The sequence below is a fragment of the Pseudomonas nitroreducens genome, from assembly GCF_024170165.1.
GTDB lineage: Bacteria > Pseudomonadota > Gammaproteobacteria > Pseudomonadales > Pseudomonadaceae > Pseudomonas > Pseudomonas nitroreducens_C.
Map to the genome: position 1 here is coordinate 35,079 of NZ_JALJXP010000005.1, position 23,775 is coordinate 58,853.

Consider the following 23,775-nt stretch of genomic DNA (forward strand, 5'->3'; position numbering starts at 1 on the left):
GGCGATCCCTGGGTCATTCGGACGGAGTGGCGGGCTTGTCCATCTTCGGTACCTGCTGGTCCACCCATTGCCAGAACAGTTTGTAGGTCACGGCAAGGATTACCGGGCCGAGGAACAGGCCGATGATGCCCTTGACCACCATGCCGCCGAGGGCGCCGATCAGCACCACCGGCATCGGCACGTCGACGCCGCGCCCGAGCAGCAGTGGCTTGAGCACGTTGTCGGCGAGGCCGGCGACGAAGATATAGACGGCGAACACGATGGTCGTGCCGGTGAAACCTTCGGTACTCAGCACATAGATGATGACCGGCAGGGTGACCAGGCTCGCCGGTGCCTGGGCGATGCCCAGCACCAGTACGATCAGCGCCAGGATGCCCGCACCCGGGATGCCCTTGATGACGAAACCGATGCCGATCAGCAGCATCTGGATGAAGGCGATGCCGATCACCCCCAGGGCCACTGCGCGGATAGTGGCGGTACACAGCGCGGCGATGTGCAGGCCACGCTCCGCACCGGAAATCCGCTGGGCGATTCGCTGTGCGGCGATGGTGCCCATCTCGCCGAAGGCCATGATGATGCCGGAGATGATCACCGCGCCGATGAACAGCAGGAAGGCCCCGCCGGCACTGGCGGCAGCGCCCAGCAGGACGCGCCCGGCGTCCTTGATGTTCGGCATCAGGCTGCGCAGCACGTCGCTCAGGCTGGTGGAGGCGGACAGCCAGAAGTCATAGACGCGCGGCCCGATCAGCGGCCACTCGGCGACCGAAGGTGAGGGCGCCGGCACGCTCAGGGTGCCGCTCTTGAGCAGTGCCGCGAGGCCTTCCACCGACCCGGCGATGGACGTCGCCATCAGGTACACCGGGGCGATCAGCACCAGCAGCACGAACAGCACGATCAGGGTTGCGGCGTGGCCGTCCTTCAGCCCGGTGCGCGCCTTGACCCGACGCAGCACGGGATAGAGGGTGACCGCGAGGATCACCGACCACAGCATCAGTTCGAGGAACGGCTGGAACACCTCGAAGGAGAAGATCACCAGGGCGGCGACGAGCCCCGCCTTGATGAGAATGTCGAGCATGCTCTGGGACAGGGCGCTGTCGAGCTTGAAGCCTGGTTGCATGGTGTCCTCCTCAGGCCGGGCGGTCTTGGCGCGGTTCGGCGCCTTGCGAGGGTGATTCGGGGGATTGCTCCGGGGCGGCGGGCGTGACGCCGGCAAGGCTCTGAAGGCTGCCGTCGTCGTCGAAACGCCCTCCGGGTTCGTCGTCACGGCCCTGGCGGTGCAGCTCCAGCAGCGACTGCACTTCCTGCTGCTGATAGCGCTGCACCCAGGCCGTGGCCTGTTCCTCGCTCACGCCCAGTTCGATGAAGGCGCGGCGTCCCATTTCCAGGCTGGAATGGAAGGTTTCACGCACCGGGTTGGCCCCCCGGTCGAGCAACTGCAGGACCTGTTGCCGGTTGAGCGCGCGGGCGATCACCCGGGTCTTCGGGTAGAGGCGGGAGAGGGCATCCACGGTGTTCAGGTTGATCTGCGGATCGTCGGTGGCGACTATCACCAGGTCCGCTTCGCCGACCTTGGCGGCGTGGAGGATTTCCGGGCGCGTCGGGTCGCCGTAGTAGACCGGTATCCGGCCTTCCTTGCGCTGGCGGACCAGGGCATCCATCGAGGTGTCCAGCGCCACCACGGGTACGCCCTGAGCCTGCAGCAGGTTGGCCACCACCCGGCCCATGCGGCCCAGCCCGGCGATCACCACGCGGGGCTCGTCATTCACCTGCGGCGGGCCGTCCGGCACTTCCTTCGCCGGCGCGGCATTGCGCAGCTGGCGGGCGAGGGCAATCATCACCAGCGGTACCACGGCCATCGACAGCGTAATGACCAGCACCAGCACGTCGTGGACGTTCTGCCCCAGCAGGCGGTGATCCAGGCCCAGCTTGAACACGACGAAGGCGAACTCGCCGCCGGAGGCCAGCACCACGGCCAGGCAGAGGGCCTCGGAGCGTTGCAGCCCACCGGTAAAGCGCCCCAGGCCGAACAGCAATGGCAGCTTGATTGCCACCAGCAGCACCGTCAGGCCCAGCACCAGCAGCGGCGCGCTGACCAGCAGGCTGAGGTCGGCCGTCATGCCCACGCCGACGAAGAACAGGCCGAGCAGCAGGCCCTTGAGCGGCTCGATCTGGGATTCCAGTTCATGCCGGAACTGCGACTCGGCCATCAGCATGCCGGCGAGGAAGGCGCCCAGCGCCATCGATACACCGACGTGCTCCATGATCCAGGCGGTGCCCAGCACCACCAGCAGCGCGGTGGCGGTGGACAGCTCGCGCAGCCCCGAGCCCACGGCCCAGGTGAAGACCGGGCGCAGCAGGTAACGACCGCCGATGATCACCACGCCGATGCCAACCGCCACCGTCAACAGCGGGCGCACGCCCTCGTTGGAAGGGTCACCGCTGCCGGCCAGCAACGGCACCACGGCGATCAGGGGAATGGCGGCGATGTCCTGGAACAGAAGGATGCCCACGGCCAGCCGGCCCTGGGGCTTGCCCAGTTCCTTGCGCTCGGCGAGCACCTGCAGGCCGAAGGCCGTGGAGGAGAGCGCCAGACCCACGCCAAGCACCACGGCAGCGGCCGGCGACTGGCCGAAGAGCGCAAAGGCGATCAGGCCCAGCACCAGTGCGGTCAGTCCCACCTGCAACGAGCCCACGCCGAACAGCGAACCGCGCATCATCCACAGGCGCCGCGGGGAAAGCTCCAGGCCGATGATGAACAGCAGCATCACCACGCCCATTTCCGAGAGGCGGCTGACGTTCTCCGGATGGCTGACCAGGCCGAGCACGGACGGGCCGATCAGGATCCCGGCCAGCAGATAGCCCGGCACGGCGCCGAGCCTCACGCGCTGCGCCAGGGGAACGAGTATGACGACCGTCAGCAGGAAGATAACCGTCGCCTGCAGCAGGCTCCCGTCATTTGGCATTCATCAGCCCTCTTGTGGTTCCTTGCGGGCCGCATGGCCCTGTCGATTTCGCCGGGAGGTGACTCTCCCGCCGACTGCTTCCTGGCTGCCACGTCACCCACGCTCACAGGGCTTCTTCATCGGGAAAGAGAGCAGGGGGCTTGTACCGGTGTCGCACCTTTCACGCACTGCTTCGCACCGAGGAACTTCCTGCACACGGGCCTCGAAGGGGAGCGATGAGCGTGAATTGAGTATGGGTGATCCGTGGCTTTTTGCCGGGCCGGCGAGCTTAAGCGCAGACGTCCCGATGAAAAACATAACCACAGCAGATTCAAAGAGTTACGAGACTCTGTGAAAGGCTAGAGCTTCCAGATCGGGCCATAGGTGCCGAAGCAGGCGTTCGACAGCGCTTGCGGGCGCACCCCGTGGGTTTCGTAGCCGCCGTATTCGTTGATCTCCAGGGTCAGCTGTGGCGTGAGTTCCCGGCCGCTTTTCAGGCGCACGCTGTCGAACACCTGGAGCTTCTTGCCGGTGTTGACCACGCTGGTTTCCATCCAGGCATCGGGCGTGCTGGCTTCATCGAGGCGGGCCAGCAGCGCGTTGTAGAGCGGCAGATAGCGCCCGTCCGGAGCCTTGCAGTCGATATTGATCTTCTTCACCAGCGCCTCGGCCTCGGCAGAACTGAAATACAGCCGGCTGCCGAAATCCCGTTGCAGCCTGTCGACGTAGCTGCCCTGGCCGTCGCTCTTCACGGCTGCCGCCAGCGGTTGCGGGGAAAGGTCCGCCAGGCAGGCCTGCCGGCTCTTGTAGAAGGTGTGCGAGACACGAATGCCGGTGGGCTTGTAGATCGCCGAGGTGATCAGCACATCGCCACTGGCGCTCAGGTGCTCGCCATCGGGGACGTACTCGCCGCCGTTGCCCCAGACGCCATCCGGCAGCCCCTTGGGCCAGGCAACGCAGCTGGGTTGAGAAGTATCACGGAGCAGCTCGTACACCGGGCCCTGGAGGAAGGCCCCGGAGTCCTCGGCAAGAACGAAGCAGGAAGTCAGTGAAAGACAGGAAGCGATGAGCAGTCGAATCCGATTCAAGTAGCGTCTCCTGATGGCCCGTCGGTGCTCCGGCAGGCGTACGCCACCAAGAATAGTCGGCCTTGCGGCAGATGATGCTCGAACCACGCCCAGGCCGCTGTTTTCGCAGGAGCGGGTCCTGTCCGCGAAGCCTTACCGCCTGCACGGTGCTGTTGTAGGAGCGGATTCAACCTGCGATCGCGGTCGGCGCCACCCCCGGCCGCGGGTTCGCGAGCAGGCTCGCTCCTACAATCCAGCCGGAGCGCCCGCAATGGGCCGGATGGATTCGCGGACAAGGTCCGCTCCTGCAGTCGGTGGGCTTCCTGCAGGAGCGGGCCATGCCCGCGATATCGCCGACAGGCGATCCCGCACAGACTTCGGGACGAGCCTCAGCGCAATTCGCGGGCTTCCGCTTCCAGCAGCATCGCCGCATCTCCGACACGCATCCACACGCCGCCTTGCCACTCCAGCATCGCCAGCGAATGCTCCTGCACCCTGCGCAGGAAGTAGCGCGGGCCGCTGCCTTGCTGCAGGCGCGAATCACGCAGCACCGGCACCACCTCGTTGCTCAGCCACTGGCGCAGGTTGCGGTTTTCCGGGTGGAAGAAGTAGACCAGCAGCAGGGTGTAGAGCCCGCTTTCGCTGACCAGCAGTTCATCCTCGCGGCCGCCGGCGAGCAGCTCCCAGCGGTACTGGTCGGGATCGAGCTTGCGCGGCACGCGGGCGCTGAAGTGGGTGTTGGTGAGGCGCGCGAGGTCGCGGGCGACGAACCAGGCCTGGTGGTCGATCATCAGCGCGCGCAGGGTGCGGTCGAAGCGGTGGAAGGTCTGGACGCTCAGGCCGGGGGTGGCCGGGAATTCGATCCTTGGGGTCATGGCGTTCTCCTTGCTCAGGGCAGGAAGTACAGCGATCAAACCGCCACCCAAAGGGGAGGCGGACCGTGCAAGGGTGGAAACCGGCTGATAGAGCCATAGACCGGTCGGGCCGAAGCCCGCCTCACACGGTCCGCCATAGACAGCCAGGGACGAACCCGCCTCGCGAAAGGCTGGGTCGTCCCTGCTACAGCAAGGCTCTATCAAACAGGTTTCCACACCTGACCACGGCTGTTCCGTGGCGGGAAGAACGCTAAGCAGAGGCTTTGTAGGATCGCAATGCCGATGGCGAGTCAGGAACTTCCCGGAAACCAGCGCCGCGCCGGAAGGATGCTTCGCGGCGTAGGAACCAGGTTCAGGAAAGGCGAGAGAGGGTGACAGGTCGTGTGGTTCGCGTATGTCGGCCGTTTCGCTGTGGCGCGAAGGAAGGCGGACAACGCTGCGCATTATTCGCCCTACAGAACATCAGCTAATGGTGCGCGAAGGGGATGCTTTTCTGACGTTTGCGCCGCTATGATCAGTGAGAATTTCCCACTTCATGTATCAAATTCAGACGCCAACCTGATACTTGAAGTAGATAGCGGCCAGCGCACGGCTCCCCTAGGATCATTCGGGACAGTCGGATCCCGCCTGGCCGGTCACGCTGACGAAATCGCCGGTTTGCACCTGGCCCATTGCCCCTGGCACTGCGGAAATACCCCACAAGAAAGCCGATCCGCCTGTTCCCCAATTCTGCCTTTTCTAATACCAACAATGACTTGCAGCTTTACAGGAGCGCAGCAATGAAGGCAAAAGCACTGGCCCTAGCGGCCTTGAGCGGGTTGGCCATGGCCAGCCAGGCGATGGCGGCTGACAGCGTGACCGTCATTTCCTACGGCGGCGCCAGCAAGGAGGCCCAGGTGGGGGCCTTCTACAAGCCGTTCGAGAAGGAAACCGGCACCAAGCTGATCGCCGGCGAGTGGAACGGCGAGATGGCCAAGGTCAAGGCCATGGTCGATACCAAGAGCGTCTCCTGGGATGTGCTGGACATCGAGGACACCGACATCGTCCGCGGTTGCGAGGACGGCCTGTTCGAGAAGCTCGACTACGAGCGCCTGGGCATCAAGGAACCGCTGGTGGAGGGCGCCAAGTCCGAGTGCGGCGTGGGTATCTTCGTCTGGTCCAACGTGCTGGCCTACAACGCCGACAAGCTGAAGGTCGCGCCCACCGGCTGGAAGGATTTCTGGGACCTGAAGAAGTTTCCCGGTAAGCGCAGCCTGCGCAAATCCGCCCGTGGCGCCCTGGAGTTCGCGCTGATGGCCGATGGCGTCGCCCCGGGCGAGGTGTACAAGGTGCTGTCCACCCCGGCCGGCGTCGACCGTGCGTTCAAGAAGCTCGACGAGATCAAGCCGAGCATCCAGTGGTGGGAAGCCGGCGCGCAGCCGCCGCAGTACCTGATGTCCGGTGACGTGGTGATGAGCTCGTCGTACAACGGCCGTATCCACGCCGCGCAGGAGAGTGGCGCGAACCTGAAGATCGTCTGGGACGGCAACCTCTACCAGTTCGATGACTGGGCCATCCTCAAGGGCACGCCGAACCTGGACGCCGCCTACAAGTTCATCTCCTTCGCCATGCGCCCGGAGCAGCAGAAGCTCTATACCGAGAAGATGGCCTACGGCCCGTCCAACACCGCCGCGGCCGCCTTGCTCGACAAGAAACTGGCCAGCGCGCTGCCGACCGCGCCGGAGAACATGAAGAACGCGCTGCAGATGGACGTGGACTTCTGGACCGAGAACGGCGAGGCGCTGGAGCAGCGCTTCATGTCCTGGGCCAGTCGTTGAGCGATGCAATCGATCAGCCGTGGGCGCAGGCCCATGGCTGATGTTTAACGTTCGACCCGCCGCTACTGCGCCAGAACCCTCGCCACGAGGGTTTTGTCGCGAGTGGGCGGCGGGTTTTCAGCTATCTGAAGGGGCCCCATGAAGCTCGACACCGCCATCGAGAACACGGTTCTGCGCCAGGCCACGGTCGTCGCCGGATGCGGCGCGATGGATCGCGAGATCACCTGGGTGCACATCGTCGACCACCCCGAGATCACCAACTGGCTGAAACCCGGCGAGCTGCTGCTGACCACCGGCTACAACTGGCCGGAGGACGACCAGGCCTGCCGCGAGATGGTGCGCAACCTGAGCCGTATCGGCCTGGCCGGCGTGGTGCTGGCGGTACCGTATTTCCGTGAACACTTCACCCAGGCCGCCATCGACGAGGCGAACCGCTGCGACCTGCCGCTGCTGGAGTTGCCCTGGGAAATCCAGTTCAGCGAGATCACCCACGATGTCCTGGCGCGGATCATCAACGTGCAGGCGGAAATCATCCGCCGCTCAGACCTCATCCACCGCACGCTGACAGCGGCGGCGATCGACGCCAGCAACCTGGAGGGCGTCGCCATCGCCCTGAACCAGGCACTGGACAAGCCGGCCACGATCGTTTCCGCGGACGGCACCTTGCTCGGCACATCGCTGCCGGGCTGCAAGGAGACCGAGGAACGCGCGCTGATCAGCCGGATCACCCAGCGCCAGTCACTGTTCAGTGCCTTCCACGGCAATGCGCCGACGCTGTTCGATGCCTCTCACGGCCTGGCCAGTGCGCGCCTGGGCTGCCCGATCCGTGCCCATGACGAGGTCATCGGCATCGTCTGGCTGGAGAGCACCGGCAGCGAATTCGAGGAACTGGACTCCCGCGCGCTGGAACATGCGGCGGTGATCGCGGCCCTGCACCTGACCCACCAGCGCGAGCTGTCCAACCAGGAAACCCGCCTGGGCTATGCCTTCGTCGCTGGCCTGCTGGAAGGCAAGTTCTCGGCAACGCCCAGCGCCATCGAGCGGGCCAAGGCTTCCGGCTGGAGCGAGAACCGCGATTACCGGGTGTGCCTGCTGCTGCTCGATGAGCCGATCCCGTTGGCGCTGGATGGCTTCAACCGCCGCGCGCGCAGCGCCGAGCGCATTGCCCAGGTGATGCAGGGTCTGGAGGTGGCGCCGCTGATTTCCGTGTCGCTGAACCAGATCAGCTTCCTGCTGCCTGCCGAGGTCTCGGCGGACGGCGTCTGGAAGGCGATAAAGGAGGAGGGCGGGGCGCTGGCGGTGAGCCGCGTGCACCGCGGCGCTTCCGGCATGGCTCTGGGCGCCGAGGACGTGGCGGCACTGATGCCGCTGCTGCGCCCGGGCAAGCTGCACAACTTCGACGAGGTGCTGTTCCCACGGGCGCTGATGGGCGACGAGGACGCCCGGCGCATGCTGCTGGAACGGCTGATCGCGCCACTGGAGAATCCCCGGCGCGGCAACTCGCTGGTGGATACCGCGCTGTGCCTGGCGAGCGAGGGGTTCCAACTGCTGAATACCGCCAAGGCGCTGGACATCCACATCAGCACGCTGCGTTACCGCGTGTCGCGGATGGAGACGATCCTCGGCATCTCGCTGGAGAACCCGGACGACCGCTTCCGGCTACAGGTTGCCGCGCAGATGTACCGGCTGATCCATGAGCACGGCTAGCGGCGGCTGATCATCTCCCGGGGCCGGCGGCCGATTTCATGGCGCCGGACCTTCCTACTTCCAGTCCTAAGTTTTCCGTGGATTCTCCTTCCTGAAGCAGGTATCTGGCGCCGGGGGCGGTGGATAGGCTTTCCCCACTGTCCGCAAAGGTGAAGCCCATGTCCTCCAATCCGTATTCGTCTGTCGCCGCCCGCAACCAGCACGTCTCCACTGGCGTGGCGGTCGCGCACCCGATCACCCTCAACCGCGCCGCCGGGGCTTATGTCTGGGACGACCAGGGCAAGAAGTACCTGGACTTCGTCGGCGGCATCGGCGTGCTCAACGTCGGCCACAACCACCCGCGCGTCGTCGAGGCAGTGCGCAAGCAGCTGGAGTTGTTCTCGCACATCTGTTTCCAGGTGGCAGCCTATGACCAGTACGTCGAGCTGGCAGCCAGGCTGAACCAGCTGGTCGGCGGCGAAGAACACTACAAGTCGGTGTTCCTCACCACCGGCGCCGAAGCGGTGGAGAACGCCATCAAGATCGCCCGCGGCCACACCAATCGCCCCGGCGTGATCGCCTTCCGTGGCGGCTTCCACGGGCGCACGCTGATGGGCATGAGCCTCACCGGCATGAGCCAGCCATACCGGCAGAACTTCGGCCCGCTGGCACCGGACGTCTACCACGTGCCGTACCCGAACGAGTACCGCGGGGTGAGCAGCGAGAAGGCCCTGGAGGCGCTGCAGGAAGTCTTCGACACGCAGATCGCCGCCGACCGCGTGGCCGCCATCATCATCGAGCCGGTGCAGGGCGACGGTGGTTTCGTCGCCGCGCCGGTGGAGTTCATGCGCGCGCTGCGCAAGAAGACCGAGGAACTGGGCATCGTGCTGATCTGCGATGAAATCCAGACCGGCTTCGGCCGCACCGGCAAGCTGTTCGGCTTCCAGCACTCGGGCATCCAGCCGGACCTGGTCACCGTCGCCAAGAGCCTGGCCGGCGGCCTGCCGATCTCCGGAGTGGTCGGCCGCGCGGCGATCATGGACGCGCCGAAACCCGGCGGTCTGGGCGGCACCTACGGCGGCAACCCGCTGGGCTGCGCCGCGGCGCTGGAGGTGATCAAGATTTTCGAGAGCGAGAACCTGCTGGAGCGCAGCCAGGCTATTGGTGCGCAACTGATGGAAGGTTTCCGCGCGCTGGAATCGCGCTTCGCAAGCATCGGCCAGGTGCGCACCATCGGCGCCATGGCGGCGGTGGAGTTCGTTGCCGACCGCGACAGCAAGGCCCCGGATGCCGCCCTGGCGCAGCGCATCATCGATGCCGCGCGGGAGGAGGGGCTGCTGGTCATCAAGTGCGGCGTGTACCGCAACGTGGTGCGCTTCCTCTGCCCCCTGGTGATCTCCGAGCAGGACGTTGCCGAGGCGCTGCGCCTGTTCGAACGCGCGCTGGTGGCGGCGAACGCATGACGCAAGCCCACATTCTTCGCTGGAGTGATGATTCGTGAATGACTCGAAAACCGTTGCCCCCGGTACCGACTGGGAGCTGCCGTCATTGGCCGGCGGCCCCGCCGAAGGCAACTTCTACGAAGTGATCAACCCCGCTTCCCAGGCGGTGTTCGCCCGCGTTCCCGATTGCGGCGCGGCAGACGCCGAGCGCCTGCTGGAGGCTTCCGTCAGCGCCTTCGACAGCTGGAAACAGACTACCGCCTTCCACCGCAGCCAGCTGCTGCGCAAGTGGTTCGACCGTATCGTCCGCGGGGCGGATGAAGTGGCCTCGGCGATCAGCCAGGAGATGGGCAAGCCGATCCAGGAAGCCCTGGGCGAGGTGATGTACGCCGCCGGCTTCGCCGAGTGGTACGCCGAGGAGGCCAAGCGCGTGTATGGCGAGACCTTCTCCAGCCAGCACGAACACAAGCGCCTGTACGCCAGCCGGCAGCCGGTCGGCCCGGTGTTCGCGGTCACGCCGTGGAACTTCCCGGCGGCGATGATCACCCGCAAGGTGGCACCGGCGCTGGCGGCGGGCTGCACGGTGATCGTCAAACCGGCGGAGCAGTCGCCGATCACCGCCATCCTGCTGGAAAAGTACTGGCGTGAAGTCGGCGGCCCGGAAGGCACTTTCCAGGTCATCACCTCCAACCAGGCGGCGACCGTCTCGGCGGTGTATTTCAAGGACCGCCGCGTGCGCAAGCTGACCTTCACCGGCAGCACCGAGGTGGGCGTGCTGCTTTATCGCCAGTCCGCCGAGACCATGAAGCGGGTGTCCCTGGAGCTGGGCGGCCACGCACCGTTCATCGTCTTCGCCGACGCCGATATCCGCCGCGCGGTGGACGACATCATGGCCTGCAAATTCCGCAACGCCGGGCAGACCTGCGTGTGCACCAACCGCATCTATGTGCATCGCTCCATCAGCGTGCAACTGTTGGAGGCGCTGGCTGCCCGCGTGCAGGAACTGCGCGTCGGCGACCCCGCCGACCGCGCTACGCAGATCGGCCCACTGGTGGACGAGCAGGGGCTGCGCAAGGTCAGCGAGCACGTTGCAGATGCCCTCAGCCGTGGTGCGAGCGTGGTGGTCGGCGGCCAGGCGCTGGGCGGCCTTTATTACCAGCCGACGGTGCTGCGCGACGTCGCGCCCGGCATGCGCATCCTCGAAGAGGAGACCTTCGGCCCGGTGGCGCCGATCATCGAATTCGACACGGTCGACGAGGTGGTGGCCGCCGCCAACGACACGCCCTACGGCCTGGCCGCTTATCTCTGGACCCGTGACCTGGATACCGCGCACCGGGTTTCCGAGCGGCTGGACTACGGCATCGTCGGCATCAACGACGGCGCACCGTCCACTGCCCAGGCGCCGTTCGGCGGGGTGAAGATGAGCGGCATCGGCCGCGAGGGTGGTGTCTGGGGCATCCAGGAGTACCTGGACACCAAGTTCGTGTCCGTTGGCCTGGAGCCACGCTGAGGCGGGATGAGGGATCCGGCTCGCAGTCCTGCAGAGGGCTGGCGAGCCGGCCTGTATCAGCTCATGGGAAGTGTCCGTGGGCATTGCCTTGCAGGGTCTCGTGCGGATTCCCGGAGCCTCCCGCGAAGCGGAGCCCCGCGGATTCAGAATCCAGGGTCGTGATGCGGCTGCCGGTGCGTGGGGAGCAGGCTTTCCGCGTTGAATCCGAGTTTCTGCAGCTCGCTGGCAAGTGCCAGGGACAACTCCTTATCACCGGCATCCCGGCCGGGAGCGCGCAGGCGATTCAGCAGAGCAGGGGAGGACTGTATCGCCTCAGGAGGGTTGATATAGATGGTCAGCGCATAGTCACAGGGTCGATTGGCGGCACGCCCTGACGACTCGTCTCCGGGCCTTCCCCAGAGCACGTACTCGATATCCTTCTGCGCAACGCTGAAGGCTGCGAACTCATCGAATGTCCCGGCGCGCTCGAGCCTGACACCCAACGCCAGGGAGATTCGCTTCGCAACATGTTCCAGTGAATGGGCATCCTGGATTCCAACACCCAGGTACGAGTGGTCGAAGGCAGTCTTCATCACGGCGCAGTCATCCGGCAAGGTTGGCCACAGGCAGTCACGAGCCGGTCAGTAAACCGCGGCTCGCTCCAGGCCACATGCAGTGCCATGGCGCTCGGTATTCCAGCCTGACGAAAGCAGAACCGACATTCGCGGCAACGGGATCGGGACGATCAGGCGTGAGCGCGACAAGCACAGTCCATCGGCAGATTGCAGAAGCCAGCGTGAGCGTTCCATGACGAGAGCATGTGGATTTTTGTTTCCCATAATCTCTCTGGAGCAGCTGGCTGCTTTCCATCATCCATTCCTAACAATCTGGCAGGGGCGTTTCATACAGAAGTCCAGGGAGCAGCATCCCATGATGTATCTACGCAATTTAACTTATGGGCGATGTTAAGTGTTCATGAGCAGCTCACGGCTATGCCAGTGCTGGCTCAATGCTCTCGAAATGAGTGCAGTTGTTCATAGCTTGCTGTTCATAGGCCTTGTTTGACCGCTCGCCTTAGCCTCGCCGCCCCAACCTTTGACAGTCCCAGTTCAGGGATGCTGTTTTTCAGAAACCCGCTTTGGAATCTGGATTAGAAATCGATGGCGAAGGGTTGCTGAATGCATCGGGTCCACGAACAATCCATCGATTGATTGTCTTCCCATACGCGCAGCGGGCGAACGGTACGAAAATCGTGGCGCTAAGCTGATGTTTCGGTTTGGCGCAGTGATGTCAGTCTGCGCTCCGTATCACGTGGTCAGTCCGTAGGGTCTGAAGTACTTGCTGTGTTTGCCGTGAAGGGCTTCTGGTCAAACAATGGTTATGGTGTCGATGCAGCTAAAGTCTTTGGTGGGCCGCATTGGCGCATCGGACTGGGCCATGAGGGGGTGAAGCTACTCCGAGGTACCGCTTTCCCATTTTGGCAATGAAACGAAGTGAATCGTTTTGTCCCCGGCTGACCTCAGGTCTGCGCTGGCCCAGCGCGGAAACCAGCACATCGAGTGCGCCTGGAAGGTGCCTACGGTAGGTTGCCAAATATGTGCAACAGGGCTTGGAGAAGGCTCTTCTCTCATCACCAGTGGGAACCAAAGCTGCGGCGGCAGTGGAAGCCGACCATGACGGCAGGCCATCACAAAGACTGGCCAATGGCCTAGGCGTACAGCAGACAGGCCTGCGTAGTGTCCATCCTCAGAGCATTCTCTCACCAGAATATTTCTGGCTGCAGCGCCGTCAGCTGTGATGGGTATGTCACACAGCGCTATGCCGTGCGAGGGATCACCGCGATATAGGGCAGCCTCAGTGTCAGGCCCCGGCATCCAGAGCTGGTGATTGCAATGCGCCATCTTGCTTCGCACGAATCGAGCGAAGTGTTCACTAGCTTCCGTTTCGCCACCCAAAGTGGCCCAGAGCAACATGATCGGAATGAGAGCGCTGCCCTTCGTATGCTGCACCCGATACTCTTCAGTCCTGGCCTGCGGATGCCGTATCAGCTCCTGATAGGTGCCGTGGATGGTGGGGTATTGATGGTGCCTTGTGAAATTGAATTGGTAGTAGGTCAAAAGCTCGCGGCAGTAATCCTGCGCATAGCTGCGCCAGTCCCCCATCATCGACAGGAACATCAAAGCGCAACTGATTTCGATGACTTGTTCATCGGCTATTGGCGAAAAGAGCGCCCGATTGTTATTGATGAGTTCGACGATATGCCGGGCGAGGCTGGATGCTTCCTCCGGTACGTCGGAGGCTTCAAGCACTCGTAGCTCATCAGTCTCCAAGTGAGGCCAGAGAACCCATAGCCCCCTGACCGCGATACGCCCCAGGATCTCAAACAGCTTGAGGTTGATGTCCACAGCACTGTGAGAGTTCACGGAACTGGCTAGCGCATCTCGCTTGGCCGTCAGTGGCAGGATTTTAACTTCCATCAGCTCCGCCCAGATCTTGGTGTGCAGATCCAGCAGTTCACTGAAGGTCAGCCCAATATGCTTGTGTCCGATCGATGCAGCCTCGATGTCACCCTGAACCAGTTCCCATGCACGCAGAATGACCAGTTCACTGGCTCGGTAGGGCGCTTCGAGGTTCTCCTGCGTGCGTGCCCAAACGAACAGCACCGAGAGACAGATATACATTTGCCGCAGCGTGGCAAGCCGCTGGGACGCGTCCAGGTTGTCGGCCTTCACGAGCCCTTCAATCAACGCGGTAAAATGGTGAACTGAGACATCAGGCTCATCGAGCATCGCGATGGACTTCTGGAACCGCGACTGCAGGGTCTTGCTCACCTGCTGGTGCTGGAGCAATCCATCAGCGAGTAAGCCCGCCATGTAATCGCCATTCCACTCCTCAAAGGAAATTCGGTCATTGGTGAGTCTGCTGATCAAACCTGTAAGGTTGTCTCTCACTGCCTCTTTCACACTGCCCCCAAAGCACAGGCAGATGACGATCTTCAATGACTCGTGCTGGGTGGAAATCCGCTTGGGTATGTAGACGTCGATGATGTCGTTGATTGAAGTCCGTACCCCTTGGGGTACCGCATCCCACTCGGCCCGGGTCAAGTCCCCCTGCTTGATTGTGAACAGGTAGAGCTTTTGCTCGCCGTCCACCGCTGGGCTTACAGCGGCAACGTCGACGCCAAATTGACGTGGCCCCGTCGATGGACGGGAGATCACGTTGAAACCAAGCTCGCTCAACAGATCAGGCAAAACGACGTCCAGCTCATTGCGTTCTCGGAGCGACGCGAGGTACTCACGGAAGACGAGTTTCATTGCGATCGCTTCTCGTACAGAAAGTTGAGGATCTGAAGCTCCAGCGTGGAGGGCTCTAGAACCGAATGTCGCGGTAGCTGGAAGGAGTGTTGAATAGTGGCGAGCGACTGCTCCACGCGGCGCATTGGCCCCGTTTCACCTTCGGCCATGCCCTGTGATGGTGGAAACTCCGGAACCCAGTTGGCCATGCCAGTGCCATAAAGCAGGATTTTTTCACTCACCAGGCTCGCCATGATTGATGATTTGCGGGCCTCTACCATCTGACTTTGCATTTCCTCATTGCGGCGATAATGTTCCAACTGACGCTCACGCTCCGAGGGCTGCAGTTCGCGGATGTGCGTGTTGCCGAGGCTGTCCAGGTACATCTGCAATTCCTGCAATGCTTGCTGTACTGCCTTTGAAGCGGGATCGCTGGCATTGGCCGCTATCGCGCCCAGATAATCTGATCGCAGACCGGAATAATTGATCAGAACAGGATCGAATAGAAGGCTCTGCAGCGCCCGCGCAGTCGCATCCGTGGCGTTGCGCATCAGGCTGACTATCAGAGACGCAATGAAAACGGGCTTCGAGAAAAACACTCCAAGCGCTTTGCGTGCGATGAACAAATAATCGCTTTCCGGCACATCCAACGCTTGGCGGAAATCAAACGTGAACACTCGCCCCTCACTGGCCGCAAACAGTCCGCGTCGGAGCGCCGTGGATAAGTGCACTGACTCAGACTGAAGCCAAGTCACCACCCATTCGTCCAAGACTGAATCGTCCCCGCTCTCAAGTTGATGTAGCACGGAACCGAAACGAGTGAATGGGACGTTGGGTTCACTGAGGATGAACTTCTCGATCACCTCCCGAGCCTCCGAAACCCCGCCTTTTCTAATTAGCCCAGCCAAGATGACGTCCAGCAACTGGACGATTTCCTCCTCTGGCTGACCTGACGCCACAAGCGCAAGAAGATCGCGATGTATTTGGGCGGTGTATGGGTTTGAGTTGCCCAGTAATTCACGAGCGATAGTTTGTTTTGCCGTCAAAGTGACTGGGGTAGCGGCTCGCTTGATTAGTTCGTACGTCGATCGTTCAAGTTCGGCCGGGGCATCCTTTTGCCATGTAAGTGCCAAGGCGAGCAACGCGTCGCGCGCTGTAGGCTCGGTCTCACGCTCGATCACGGCAAGGATGGTTTCGACCAGACCAACATCCGAGCCTCTTACCTCAGCAGACAAACTACAGAGGGCTCTGGCTGCCTGTGCGCGCTGAGAGGCGTCACCGTTGTCGAGAAACCCAATCGCCTGGCCCAAGTAGAATTCAGCATCCGCCTTCAGCCCGGCACTGATGCATACCTGGACGCAATGGAATCGCTGAGAAAGCGGGGCGCCTGATTTGATGAGTTGCAGAAGCTCAGTCAGGCGCTCTGGTGAAGCTTGGCACCACTTTAATATCTCAGCGTACGGGGAGTGGCTGAGCAAGAGGTCATCGTGAGGGATTGCCCCAGCCATCAGCTCAAGCAAATCCCCGCAGCTAGTTGCAATGGAGCCGAATGCCGGCAGGAGAACTTCCATACCCAGATGCAATTCGTTGTTCGAAAAGCGGGACGACTCAGGCAGGGGGAGCAGGGTGCGGAGATCGACCTCCTTTGATTGATGAGCATTGATCAACGCTTGGGAAAAAGGCGCGCTATCGTGCTGCCAACTGTCCTTAAAAATCAGATCAAGCAGTCTGCCTTCTGCAGCAGCTACAACGATTTCATCTTGCGATGGGGTGGTCATCTCAGCTCCCTTCAAGCAATCCATTGCTCAGGCGTAGCCGAGCTCGGCCATGCACTCGATGTTACGACCTCCACAGGAAAGAGGCGAGTGGCCAGTAGCGCCGGCACCGCTTCAGGCGCTAGCGTCCGGAAAAATCGCAGCCGACTGCATCATTTGATGTCGGACCCGCCCAAGGCCGGTCTATGAGTCTGCACGGTCTACCGCTAGTCTACGTACCACAACTTTTGGAGCGCGACCATGGCAGATCGAAAGCACATCCCAAAGGAAATCAAGCTTCGGCTTTTCGCGGAGGCGGCTGGCCACTGCCAGCACCCGGACTGCCTGCAACCCCTGTTTCCGGTAGAGATGGGAGGTGAAAAGCACATCGCGGAGATGGCGCACGTGATCCCGCATGGTGAAAAGGGGCCACGTCATGAGGAGCGACCTGCTGGTGAATTCGAAGCCGACTCCTTTGAGAATCTCCTGCTCCTATGCCCCAGTTGCCATACGACCATCGACAAGAACTCACCCTTGTACAACCGCGCCACGTTGTTGATGTGGAAGAGCAACCACCTCGCGGCACTGGCCAGCAAGCAAGGCGTGCACGCCTATGAGGAGCGTTCGCAGGTTAGAAACGCCATTACGACTGCCATGGCGGAGAACAAGGCGATCTGGAAGAGGCTCGCTCCTTGCGAGGGTACGAGCTTCGAGTATGACCCGGAGTCAGAGTCAGCGAACACCTGGTCGCACAGGATGCGCAACGTCATCCTGCCCAATCACTTTCGTATCCAACGCATTATCACGGCGAACCAGCACCACATGAGCGCGGCCGAGCATGAGGCCTTTGCCCAGTACCAGGAGCATGTCCGAGGGCTGGTTGAACGTCACGTCTGTGGCGTCTCCGGCCGCGCTATTCGCTATCCGGTACAAATAGATGGAATTTTTGCATGAAGTGGCAGGTGAAATATGCGCTGGAAAACATCCGGCGTGAAAGCGGCGTCATCTCGGCAGAGCATGCTGGGGGCGACGCTATTCGCATCTCGGTTAGTGAGCAACCTGACGTTTTGGCTGTCATCAGTGACACCTATAAGATGGACGCCGAATTGGCTGCCCGATTCTACGAGCAATGGCCGGAGATGGATTTCCTCTGCGGTTATCGCAAGGAATGCGTTTGGGAGGGGGGGGCAATCGCTTTCCTGGAGGACAAACCGATCGGATGGGGAAATTATGGAACACTTGGATCGGCAATTCCGAAGGGCTCAGTAAGAAGGGCATCTCACAAAAACTACGCATTTTCTTACCGATTGATTTTGCAGCTACGTTACGTAACGAATATCCGTCGTGAGTTCGATCGTGTGTTCAGTCTTGCCCTTTCTAGTGGTCGCTCACTCAGGATAGGGATGATCTGGGAGTATGAGCCGACAGCAGATGCCGTCCGCAGTCTCTGGGACGATTTCGGTGCGGTGGACATTGCGTGGAACATCAACCCCAATGGATCACCAGATCAAAGCGCCATTGAGGCTGGCCGGGAGCTGGGGTGCAAAGTACTGAAGTGGGAAGACTTGAGGGCGATTTTGCTGAAGGGCTGATGACAGCAGCGGAAGTGGCAGGCTTTCTACTCGAAACCTGCCCGACGTTGCGGTACTTCGAGACCTTCATGTTTGGTTCATCACTCCGTGGTGTCGGCAGCGATTACGACGTGTTGGTTGTTGGTCCATCTGGCGCACCGCTCGTTCGACTCAAAAGTGAGTTGAAAGCCGCTGGTGCTAAGCTTCCGCTCGACATCTTATACATGATGCCGACAGAGGCGGAGGCCACGGCGTTCGTCTCTCGTGAGGGGTGCGTTCCACTCTCGCAGTTGGCTCGCTCAGCTAGCTATGTCCAGGAGCTATTTTGAGGTCTTCCTCGGCCTGTCTTCACAGGCCCCACCATTCCTGCTCAACCCTCTGGTAATGCCTGGGTCGGCAACTGCCGGGTACATGCTTACTAAGGGGCTGCGCCGAGCAGTTCCCTTGGTCCCTGTCGGAGGCATAGTGATGAAGAACTCTCACATCGCCTTTGTTATCAGGGGGTCAAGGTTTCAATGGCTGTATGGTTGGCTGCGTGGGCTGCCGTGCTTGCGCTAGGTCGTAGGCCATCTGCATCGCGCCCCAATCGCGAGCCGATCCAATTCCTGCTTGCTCAAGACGTACAGCTAAGTCCGCATCCAGTGCGGCTTGAGATCGTAGAGCGGCCAACAAGGATGCCTCGGGATAGCTAAGGTGTTTGGCCAGACCCGCCCAACTGAGACCAAGAGCCGGCAAGACATCTGAATCGCTCCATCAGGCATGCCTGGCTGCGTTGATGTCATTTTAGTGGCGCGCCTCTTCATAAAACGGTGGTGGCGGCGTAGGATCGGACTCAATATGGCAACTACGTGCATTTCCCCTCGACGTGGGGTGCTTTGACGCCTGTGCGAATTACTTCTGGGCGTCGGAGGCGAAACAGCTCGACCTTTATTCGCCTACCTCAGATGAACTCCAAGCAAGGATGCAGCAACATGCCAACTGGCAGAGCGATTATTATTGGAGTCAATCCGAGAGAAGCAAATCTCAAGCGAAAAGTGCGAGAGCATTTGCATCAGCTAGGTTTCACGAGGACACAGGAGGGGGCCCTGTGTCCTCCTGGAAATGGTAAGGAAGCCATCCGTGCTTTGCACGGCACCCAACGCGAAGAACGGCTCAGCGCCAGCGAACGCTTTATCGCGCGGAGCAGTGCCAAACTGATGCCATATTTTGCGAATGGCTGCGAGGTTGTACCGGAAAAGATTTCCCCGGTGCTTGAACGCGTGTCGTCCGGCACATGGCAAAGTGACCTCTTTCGGCTGGCGTCACTGTCTTGGTCCGTCCCTGTGTCTAACGGTTTTGGCAGGCGCCTGCGTTACCTTGTCTGGGACCAGGCGAATGGCAAACTGATGGGGTTGATTGCCATAGGTGATCCGGTTTTCAACCTTGGCGTCAGAGACAAATTCATCGGCTGGGATACGGCGGACAGGGCTGCCCGGCTGGTCAACTTGATGGATGCCTATGTCCTTGGATCGGTCCCACCTTACAACGCCTTATTGGGCGGTAAGCTAGTCGCTTGCCTGCTTCGCAGTCGGGACATTTATGATGATTTTGCCAGTGCCTACGGAGGTTCTACAGGCATCATTTCGCAGGCCGAAAAAAATGCGCGTCTGCTGGCGGTCGTGACAACCTCGTCGATGGGGCGTTCCGCGGTCTATAACCGATTGAAACTGGATGGCACGGAGTACCTAAAGTCCATCGGCTTTACCGGTGGCTGGGGACATTTTCATATACCCGACTGGTTGTTTATTGAGCTTCGAGACTATCTTCGTGAACTCGACCATCATTATGCCGACCAACACGCCTTCGGCCAGGGCCCTAATTGGCGGTTGCGCACCACGCGCGCGGCACTGAAGGCACTGGGCTTCAAGGACGATCTGATGCGCCACGGCATCCAGCGTGAAGTCTTCATCTGTCAATTGGCCGGCAACGCCGCGAAGCTCCTGCAATGCGGCAGCGGAAAACCAGACACCCAATCGCTGTTGTCGGTAGGTGAAATCGGTGAATTAGCGCTGAATCGCTGGATGATTCCACGCTCAAGGAACAGGCCCGAGTTTCGCGATTGGAAGCCGACGGATCTAATTCACCTGTACGGCAGCCAAGCGTGCCATTTTTCAGCACCCAGCCACTTAGCCACCGAGTCGCGTTGCGTTGTAGGTTTACGCAGTTAAATACGAAGGATATGAGCGATGGATTGCGCCATAGACCCGGTCAAGAATAAATCGGTTACCGCCGATATAGCGTCGCGCACCGGCTATTATATTTGTTCCTACTGCCGCAAGCGGGTCGGACTTCGTTCGGGGCCATCGCGAAAAAACTACTTCGCCCATTGGCGTGGCGTATCCTCCAGTTCCTGCCCCTATTTCATGGCGGGCTCATTGAGCCACGTCAGTCATGACAAGGTTCAACAACTGCCAACGCGGCAGATGGACCTGCGCCTGCTGATAAAAAAAGGTGAGAACGCCGGGGCGTGGTGGATTGAATTAATCCTGCCCCCCTGTCGAGCATGTCATGCCTTCGTCAAACTCGATGTCGGCGGCAGGGTACAAAAGCTCGATATGCGGGGGATGGGCTCAGGCTTCAGGGTCATGGCCGAGCCCACGGCGAACGACTACAGGATCATGTCCTTCGAAGGCAAGCCGGACCCTTCGTTCGTAATGGAAGTTGCTCGGACGTGCCCAGGTCTACCTGCATTGGGTGCGGCCGCATTCACCGCTATTGGCCGAGGCGCCGAAAGGGGGTTTCCCCGCGCGCAAGGACTAAATCGCTGCGAAACCTACGCCCTGCTATGGTCGGCACCGGTGACCCCGGAGTTCCCTGAAGAACTGCTGGTGGACAGACTCAAGTCGCGGCAAGGCTGGAATTTGGCCCTGGTCACAGTACCGGAAGCCCCCTCAGACGCCTGTATCAGTTGGCTGGAAGCCTTTACTCAACTGAGCGTGATGCCTGCGGCGCCTGCGATCACGACCATTTGGCCGTTCCTGAGCCGCAACGCGAGCATCAATACGGTTGAATATATCGAGTCCGACGCGGTCATCCTGGCCGCCCATAGGATGCCGGGTAGCCCCCACGACGGCGGACCAACCTTACAAGCCTTCAATCAGCATGATCGCATTTCCGCAACAGCCCCCGATCGATCACCCGCGCTATTCACAGTGATACGCGCTGGAAGCGATGAATTCAGGGTCGGCAAGAGCGGTCACCCAGATGTCGACAAGTTTTTTTTCAAGAGCACATCGCTGGGACGAAGCTTTAAACACCCTACGGTGGATCTGGTCTTCATTGACGAGTGTGGCGAACGTCTTGTTGCCTCATTGCACCGTAGGCAAAGCCAATCGTATGTGATGGCCACGCGAGCGGGGGAGCTGCATTTTGACTCCCTCACAATGCCGAGAGGGGCCCAAGGTAGGCTGGAGGTTGTCTCACCCAGTGGGCATAAGGAGTACCGCCGACTGGCGTCTAGCGAAGTGTCGGCTGACCACGCACCACAGGCATGCCAGTTGCCACCGGCAATGAATAGCCTGCTCAAACAATATCTCACTGACCCGCATTACCAGCTCTATTTGGATTTTGGCGGGTTGGGCCGGTTGGCCATCGGGGCTATACAACTGCCGGCCACTCCCACACCCGCTTTGCTGTCGCTCGGGCGATCCTTACGCTTGCGTCTGCAGAGCTTTCTATCCCAGCTACACGTCGGTGGGGTAACTGCAATCTCTGGCAGTGATCAGGCATTGGTCAGCGCGCTTGGTGCATTAGTGCCTAGGCCGGAGTTGCTCCCTCACTACCGTCAACTGGTGACTGCTGTGCGCGCCTGTGGATTTGAAATTCGTTTTTCAGGAGATGGAGTCTCGCGATGAGCTACCTGTACAGCCAAGAGGCACGAGAGCGGATCTCGGCGCTCGGAGTCACGATGATTACCGAGTTCATCGAAGAGGTACCCCATGCCTTTCGCAAGTCGTTCTTCGACCGTCAAGCCTCGATCCCCGGGTTTAGGCGCGGGTCCCCGCTAGAAGTCAAGGAGAAACAACGGCGGTTGATCGGGCACCTGGTGCATCCTCAGCCGGGTCAGAAAGGGGAGGCAGACTGGCAAGCTTTCGCTAGCCTGTGGGTGGCGTGGGCAAAGAGCCGTTTGGACAGCGCGTTTCCCGCTGCAGACAAGTCATCCCAATCGGCAGACGCAGGCGCTGAGTTCTTCATACGATTAGCCGAGTTGTACCCGGACGCTCCTCGGGAAACGGTCGAGCGACTGGCCGCGTACAGCAGTTTCGCCGAAAACCCGGCGATGCAGGCAGCCCTGAACAGCTTTCATCCGGCGTCCACCCTGGCCAGGGATCGCATGATCGATGGCTTGCCGGGGCGTTTGGATAAAATTGAGGGTTATTTTGAACTGGCCGAATCGGCGGCGGAGGAGACCGCTGAGCGCGTCGACCAACTGGAAGTGAATGTCACTGCAACGACTGAAACGGTTAAGCAACTGACGGGCAGTTTCGCTGGTGTTGACCATGATGTCGAAGCATTGCGTACTGCGCTGCGCAGTGTCACTGACCGCTTGCAACAACTGAGCGAACTGGCTCAGTCAACGGCCGGGGCGCAGCAAGAGGTATCGCATGCGGTGGCGCGCGCAGACCTCCGCGGCGAGCACATGTCGACTGCGCTGGACTCCCTCTCTGTTCAGGTCGCAGACCTGGTGGCTGAGCGCGCACAGGTCCTAGCTTTCGAGGAAGCACTGACCACCCTTGGTGCACGCATTCCCGACTGGGAGGTCACGGCGGCCACCATTGCGGCGTTGCGCGAACGCCTCGACGAGCATGACTTTCGGTTTGCCAAACCGCGTGACGAGACGGGTGGCCAGACACGCGTACGCTTGATCGAGAACGAAGCAACCGGCCCGTTCGTTGAAGTCAGCTCTATTGACGCCGCCTGGAAGGTCATAGCCAACAATCTGCAGGCATGCGGTGTAGTGAAGAACGATGCCAATCGTTGCGCATGGCACATCCTGGCAGCAGTCATTTCCGGCCAGTTGATTCAGTTCAAAGGGTCAACGGCTGACTTAATTGCAGATGCCGTGGCAGCAGCTGTAGGAGGGGCGATTTTCCATGAGTGGCGGGTTCCCGTCGGCCTCCTGTCGGAGGATGCCGCGACCGACTGCCTCGAAGTAGTGAGCGACTCGTCTGGATGCCTGCTGCTCAAGGGGGCCAACCGGTCTGCGTTTGAGGTGTATGGCAGTGCCATCCGCGATCTTGTGGCGCGTCGTCAGTTCACCCTGACGGTCGATACGCGTCCGGTTCTGATCGCGTCTTGGACTCACGGCCCTGCGGCATTTCCAGACGGCGGTACGTTGTCTGAACTCGGACCCGTGTTTGATACGGATGAATTTGCTATGCGGGGGGTATCCGCCCAGGTGCCGCTGATGCAGTTTGGCCATCTAGCTGTGGAAGATTGGAAAGCCCTGCACGGCCCTGCCGAGAGCACGCTGTTGGCTCTACCGAGCACGTTGAGGGAGCGCCTTGCACAGGTAGATTTTATTCCTGGGAATCTGTGGCTACGAGTCGCTGACCGGGCATACGCCCAACTGCGACTCCTATCACCAGGCCCTTCGGAGCGAACGCTTCATGTGGTACTTAAGCAATGGGCACTGCCGTGGGCGCAATCCCTCGGGGGGCCGGTCGACGCAATTACGCGTAGCGCCACCGAGCTTCTGAATGAAATCAACGCGCAGGCGGTCCATGCGGAGCGTGTTGAGTGAAGTGGCTAGGGAGCGATCGCGATGCCGCTCGGAAAACCCTGGCAGCCGGTTTGGGCT

17 protein-coding genes are annotated in these 23,775 nt (G+C 61.1%); 10 read left to right on the top strand and 7 right to left on the bottom strand.

Annotation, left to right across the window (positions count from 1 at the left end; translation table 11 throughout):
• Positions 1 to 13 precede the first annotated feature (13 nt).
• The 4 genes from J2T47_RS11545 to J2T47_RS11560 form a co-directional block, all read right to left on the bottom strand.
• Entirely contained in the window at positions 14 to 1,117 is a 1,104-nt protein-coding gene (locus J2T47_RS11545) for an AI-2E family transporter (RefSeq protein WP_253446277.1), read from the bottom strand.
• 10 nt (positions 1,118 to 1,127) lie between these two features.
• Complete coding sequence (locus J2T47_RS11550) at positions 1,128 to 2,963, bottom strand: monovalent cation:proton antiporter-2 (CPA2) family protein (RefSeq protein WP_253446280.1); 1,836 nt, start codon at positions 2,961 to 2,963, stop codon at positions 1,128 to 1,130.
• Positions 2,964 to 3,301: 338 nt separating this feature from the next.
• On the bottom strand, positions 3,302 to 4,030 hold the full coding sequence (locus J2T47_RS11555) for a hypothetical protein (protein WP_253446283.1): 729 nt from the start codon (positions 4,028 to 4,030) through the stop codon (positions 3,302 to 3,304).
• A 368-nt stretch (positions 4,031 to 4,398) separates the two neighbouring features.
• A complete protein-coding gene (locus J2T47_RS11560) occupies positions 4,399 to 4,884 on the bottom strand; it encodes a BRO-N domain-containing protein (RefSeq protein WP_253446286.1) in 486 nt (161 codons plus the stop codon).
• A 779-nt stretch (positions 4,885 to 5,663) separates the two neighbouring features.
• On the opposite strand from J2T47_RS11560, the gene J2T47_RS11565 reads away from it, so the two are divergent.
• From J2T47_RS11565 to J2T47_RS11580, 4 genes are all read left to right on the top strand, one after another.
• Positions 5,664 to 6,701, top strand: a complete 1,038-nt coding sequence (locus tag J2T47_RS11565; protein ID WP_253446289.1) for an ABC transporter substrate-binding protein — start codon at positions 5,664 to 5,666, stop codon at positions 6,699 to 6,701.
• 138 nt (positions 6,702 to 6,839) lie between these two features.
• Positions 6,840 to 8,408 carry a PucR family transcriptional regulator gene (locus tag J2T47_RS11570; protein ID WP_253446292.1) on the top strand — a complete coding sequence of 523 codons (1,569 nt, stop codon included), beginning with the start codon at positions 6,840 to 6,842 and terminating at the stop codon, positions 8,406 to 8,408.
• A 158-nt stretch (positions 8,409 to 8,566) separates the two neighbouring features.
• On the top strand, positions 8,567 to 9,850 hold the full coding sequence (gene gabT, locus J2T47_RS11575; protein ID WP_253446295.1) for a 4-aminobutyrate--2-oxoglutarate transaminase: 1,284 nt from the start codon (positions 8,567 to 8,569) through the stop codon (positions 9,848 to 9,850).
• A gap of 34 nt (positions 9,851 to 9,884) precedes the next feature.
• On the top strand, positions 9,885 to 11,339 hold the full coding sequence (locus tag J2T47_RS11580) for an NAD-dependent succinate-semialdehyde dehydrogenase (RefSeq protein WP_253446298.1): 1,455 nt from the start codon (positions 9,885 to 9,887) through the stop codon (positions 11,337 to 11,339).
• A gap of 143 nt (positions 11,340 to 11,482) precedes the next feature.
• On the opposite strand, the gene J2T47_RS11585 is transcribed toward J2T47_RS11580, so the two are convergent.
• The 3 genes from J2T47_RS11585 to J2T47_RS11595 all read right to left on the bottom strand — a co-directional run bounded on the left by J2T47_RS11585 (position 11,483) and on the right by J2T47_RS11595 (position 16,389).
• A complete protein-coding gene (locus J2T47_RS11585; protein ID WP_253446304.1) occupies positions 11,483 to 11,914 on the bottom strand; it encodes a hypothetical protein in 432 nt (143 codons plus the stop codon).
• Positions 11,915 to 12,769: 855 nt separating this feature from the next.
• Positions 12,770 to 14,632: a chemotaxis protein gene (locus tag J2T47_RS11590; protein ID WP_253446314.1), complete on the bottom strand. Its 1,863-nt coding sequence runs from the start codon at positions 14,630 to 14,632 to the stop codon at positions 12,770 to 12,772.
• Positions 14,629 to 16,389: a hypothetical protein gene (locus J2T47_RS11595; RefSeq protein ID WP_253446318.1), complete on the bottom strand. Its 1,761-nt coding sequence runs from the start codon at positions 16,387 to 16,389 to the stop codon at positions 14,629 to 14,631. Before J2T47_RS11595 ends, J2T47_RS11590 begins: the two co-directional genes overlap by 4 nt.
• A 237-nt stretch (positions 16,390 to 16,626) precedes the next feature.
• Between J2T47_RS11595 and J2T47_RS11600 the strand changes: the two genes are divergently transcribed.
• From J2T47_RS11600 to J2T47_RS11630, 6 genes are all read left to right on the top strand, one after another.
• Positions 16,627 to 17,319 (top strand): HNH endonuclease, encoded by a 693-nt coding sequence (locus J2T47_RS11600; RefSeq protein WP_253446321.1) that lies wholly within the window; start codon positions 16,627 to 16,629, stop codon positions 17,317 to 17,319.
• Entirely contained in the window at positions 17,316 to 17,957 is a 642-nt protein-coding gene (locus J2T47_RS11605; protein ID WP_253446325.1) for a hypothetical protein, read from the top strand. The genes J2T47_RS11600 and J2T47_RS11605 overlap by 4 nt, the downstream gene beginning before the upstream one ends.
• Complete coding sequence (locus tag J2T47_RS11610) at positions 17,906 to 18,265, top strand: nucleotidyltransferase domain-containing protein (protein ID WP_253446328.1); 360 nt, start codon at positions 17,906 to 17,908, stop codon at positions 18,263 to 18,265. The genes J2T47_RS11605 and J2T47_RS11610 overlap by 52 nt, the downstream gene beginning before the upstream one ends.
• Positions 18,266 to 18,907: 642 nt before the next feature.
• Positions 18,908 to 20,143 (top strand): Druantia anti-phage system protein DruA, encoded by a 1,236-nt coding sequence (locus J2T47_RS11620; protein WP_253446334.1) that lies wholly within the window; start codon positions 18,908 to 18,910, stop codon positions 20,141 to 20,143.
• A gap of 18 nt (positions 20,144 to 20,161) precedes the next feature.
• Entirely contained in the window at positions 20,162 to 21,829 is a 1,668-nt protein-coding gene (locus tag J2T47_RS11625) for a hypothetical protein (RefSeq protein ID WP_253446337.1), read from the top strand.
• Positions 21,826 to 23,718 (top strand): hypothetical protein, encoded by a 1,893-nt coding sequence (locus J2T47_RS11630; protein ID WP_253446340.1) that lies wholly within the window; start codon positions 21,826 to 21,828, stop codon positions 23,716 to 23,718. The genes J2T47_RS11625 and J2T47_RS11630 overlap by 4 nt, the downstream gene beginning before the upstream one ends.
• Positions 23,719 to 23,775: the final 57 nt, after the last annotated feature.

What these genes read in the sequence shown, in the direction of transcription:
- J2T47_RS11595 (WP_253446318.1), bottom strand. Translation starts at nt 16,389, where the DNA reads ATGACCACCCCATCGCAAGATGAAATCGTTGTAGCTGCTGCAGAAGGC.
- J2T47_RS11550 (WP_253446280.1), bottom strand. Translation starts at nt 2,963, where the DNA reads ATGCCAAATGACGGGAGCCTGCTGCAGGCGACGGTTATCTTCCTGCTG.
- gabT (WP_253446295.1), top strand. Translation starts at nt 8,567, where the DNA reads ATGTCCTCCAATCCGTATTCGTCTGTCGCCGCCCGCAACCAGCACGTC.
- J2T47_RS11570 (WP_253446292.1), top strand. Translation starts at nt 6,840, where the DNA reads ATGAAGCTCGACACCGCCATCGAGAACACGGTTCTGCGCCAGGCCACG.
- J2T47_RS11545 (WP_253446277.1), bottom strand. Translation starts at nt 1,117, where the DNA reads ATGCAACCAGGCTTCAAGCTCGACAGCGCCCTGTCCCAGAGCATGCTC.
- J2T47_RS11565 (WP_253446289.1), top strand. Translation starts at nt 5,664, where the DNA reads ATGAAGGCAAAAGCACTGGCCCTAGCGGCCTTGAGCGGGTTGGCCATG.
- J2T47_RS11605 (WP_253446325.1), top strand. Translation starts at nt 17,316, where the DNA reads ATGAAGTGGCAGGTGAAATATGCGCTGGAAAACATCCGGCGTGAAAGC.
- J2T47_RS11600 (WP_253446321.1), top strand. Translation starts at nt 16,627, where the DNA reads ATGGCAGATCGAAAGCACATCCCAAAGGAAATCAAGCTTCGGCTTTTC.
- J2T47_RS11620 (WP_253446334.1), top strand. Translation starts at nt 18,908, where the DNA reads ATGCCAACTGGCAGAGCGATTATTATTGGAGTCAATCCGAGAGAAGCA.
- J2T47_RS11560 (WP_253446286.1), bottom strand. Translation starts at nt 4,884, where the DNA reads ATGACCCCAAGGATCGAATTCCCGGCCACCCCCGGCCTGAGCGTCCAG.
- J2T47_RS11625 (WP_253446337.1), top strand. Translation starts at nt 20,162, where the DNA reads ATGGATTGCGCCATAGACCCGGTCAAGAATAAATCGGTTACCGCCGAT.
- J2T47_RS11630 (WP_253446340.1), top strand. Translation starts at nt 21,826, where the DNA reads ATGAGCTACCTGTACAGCCAAGAGGCACGAGAGCGGATCTCGGCGCTC.
- J2T47_RS11590 (WP_253446314.1), bottom strand. Translation starts at nt 14,632, where the DNA reads ATGAAACTCGTCTTCCGTGAGTACCTCGCGTCGCTCCGAGAACGCAAT.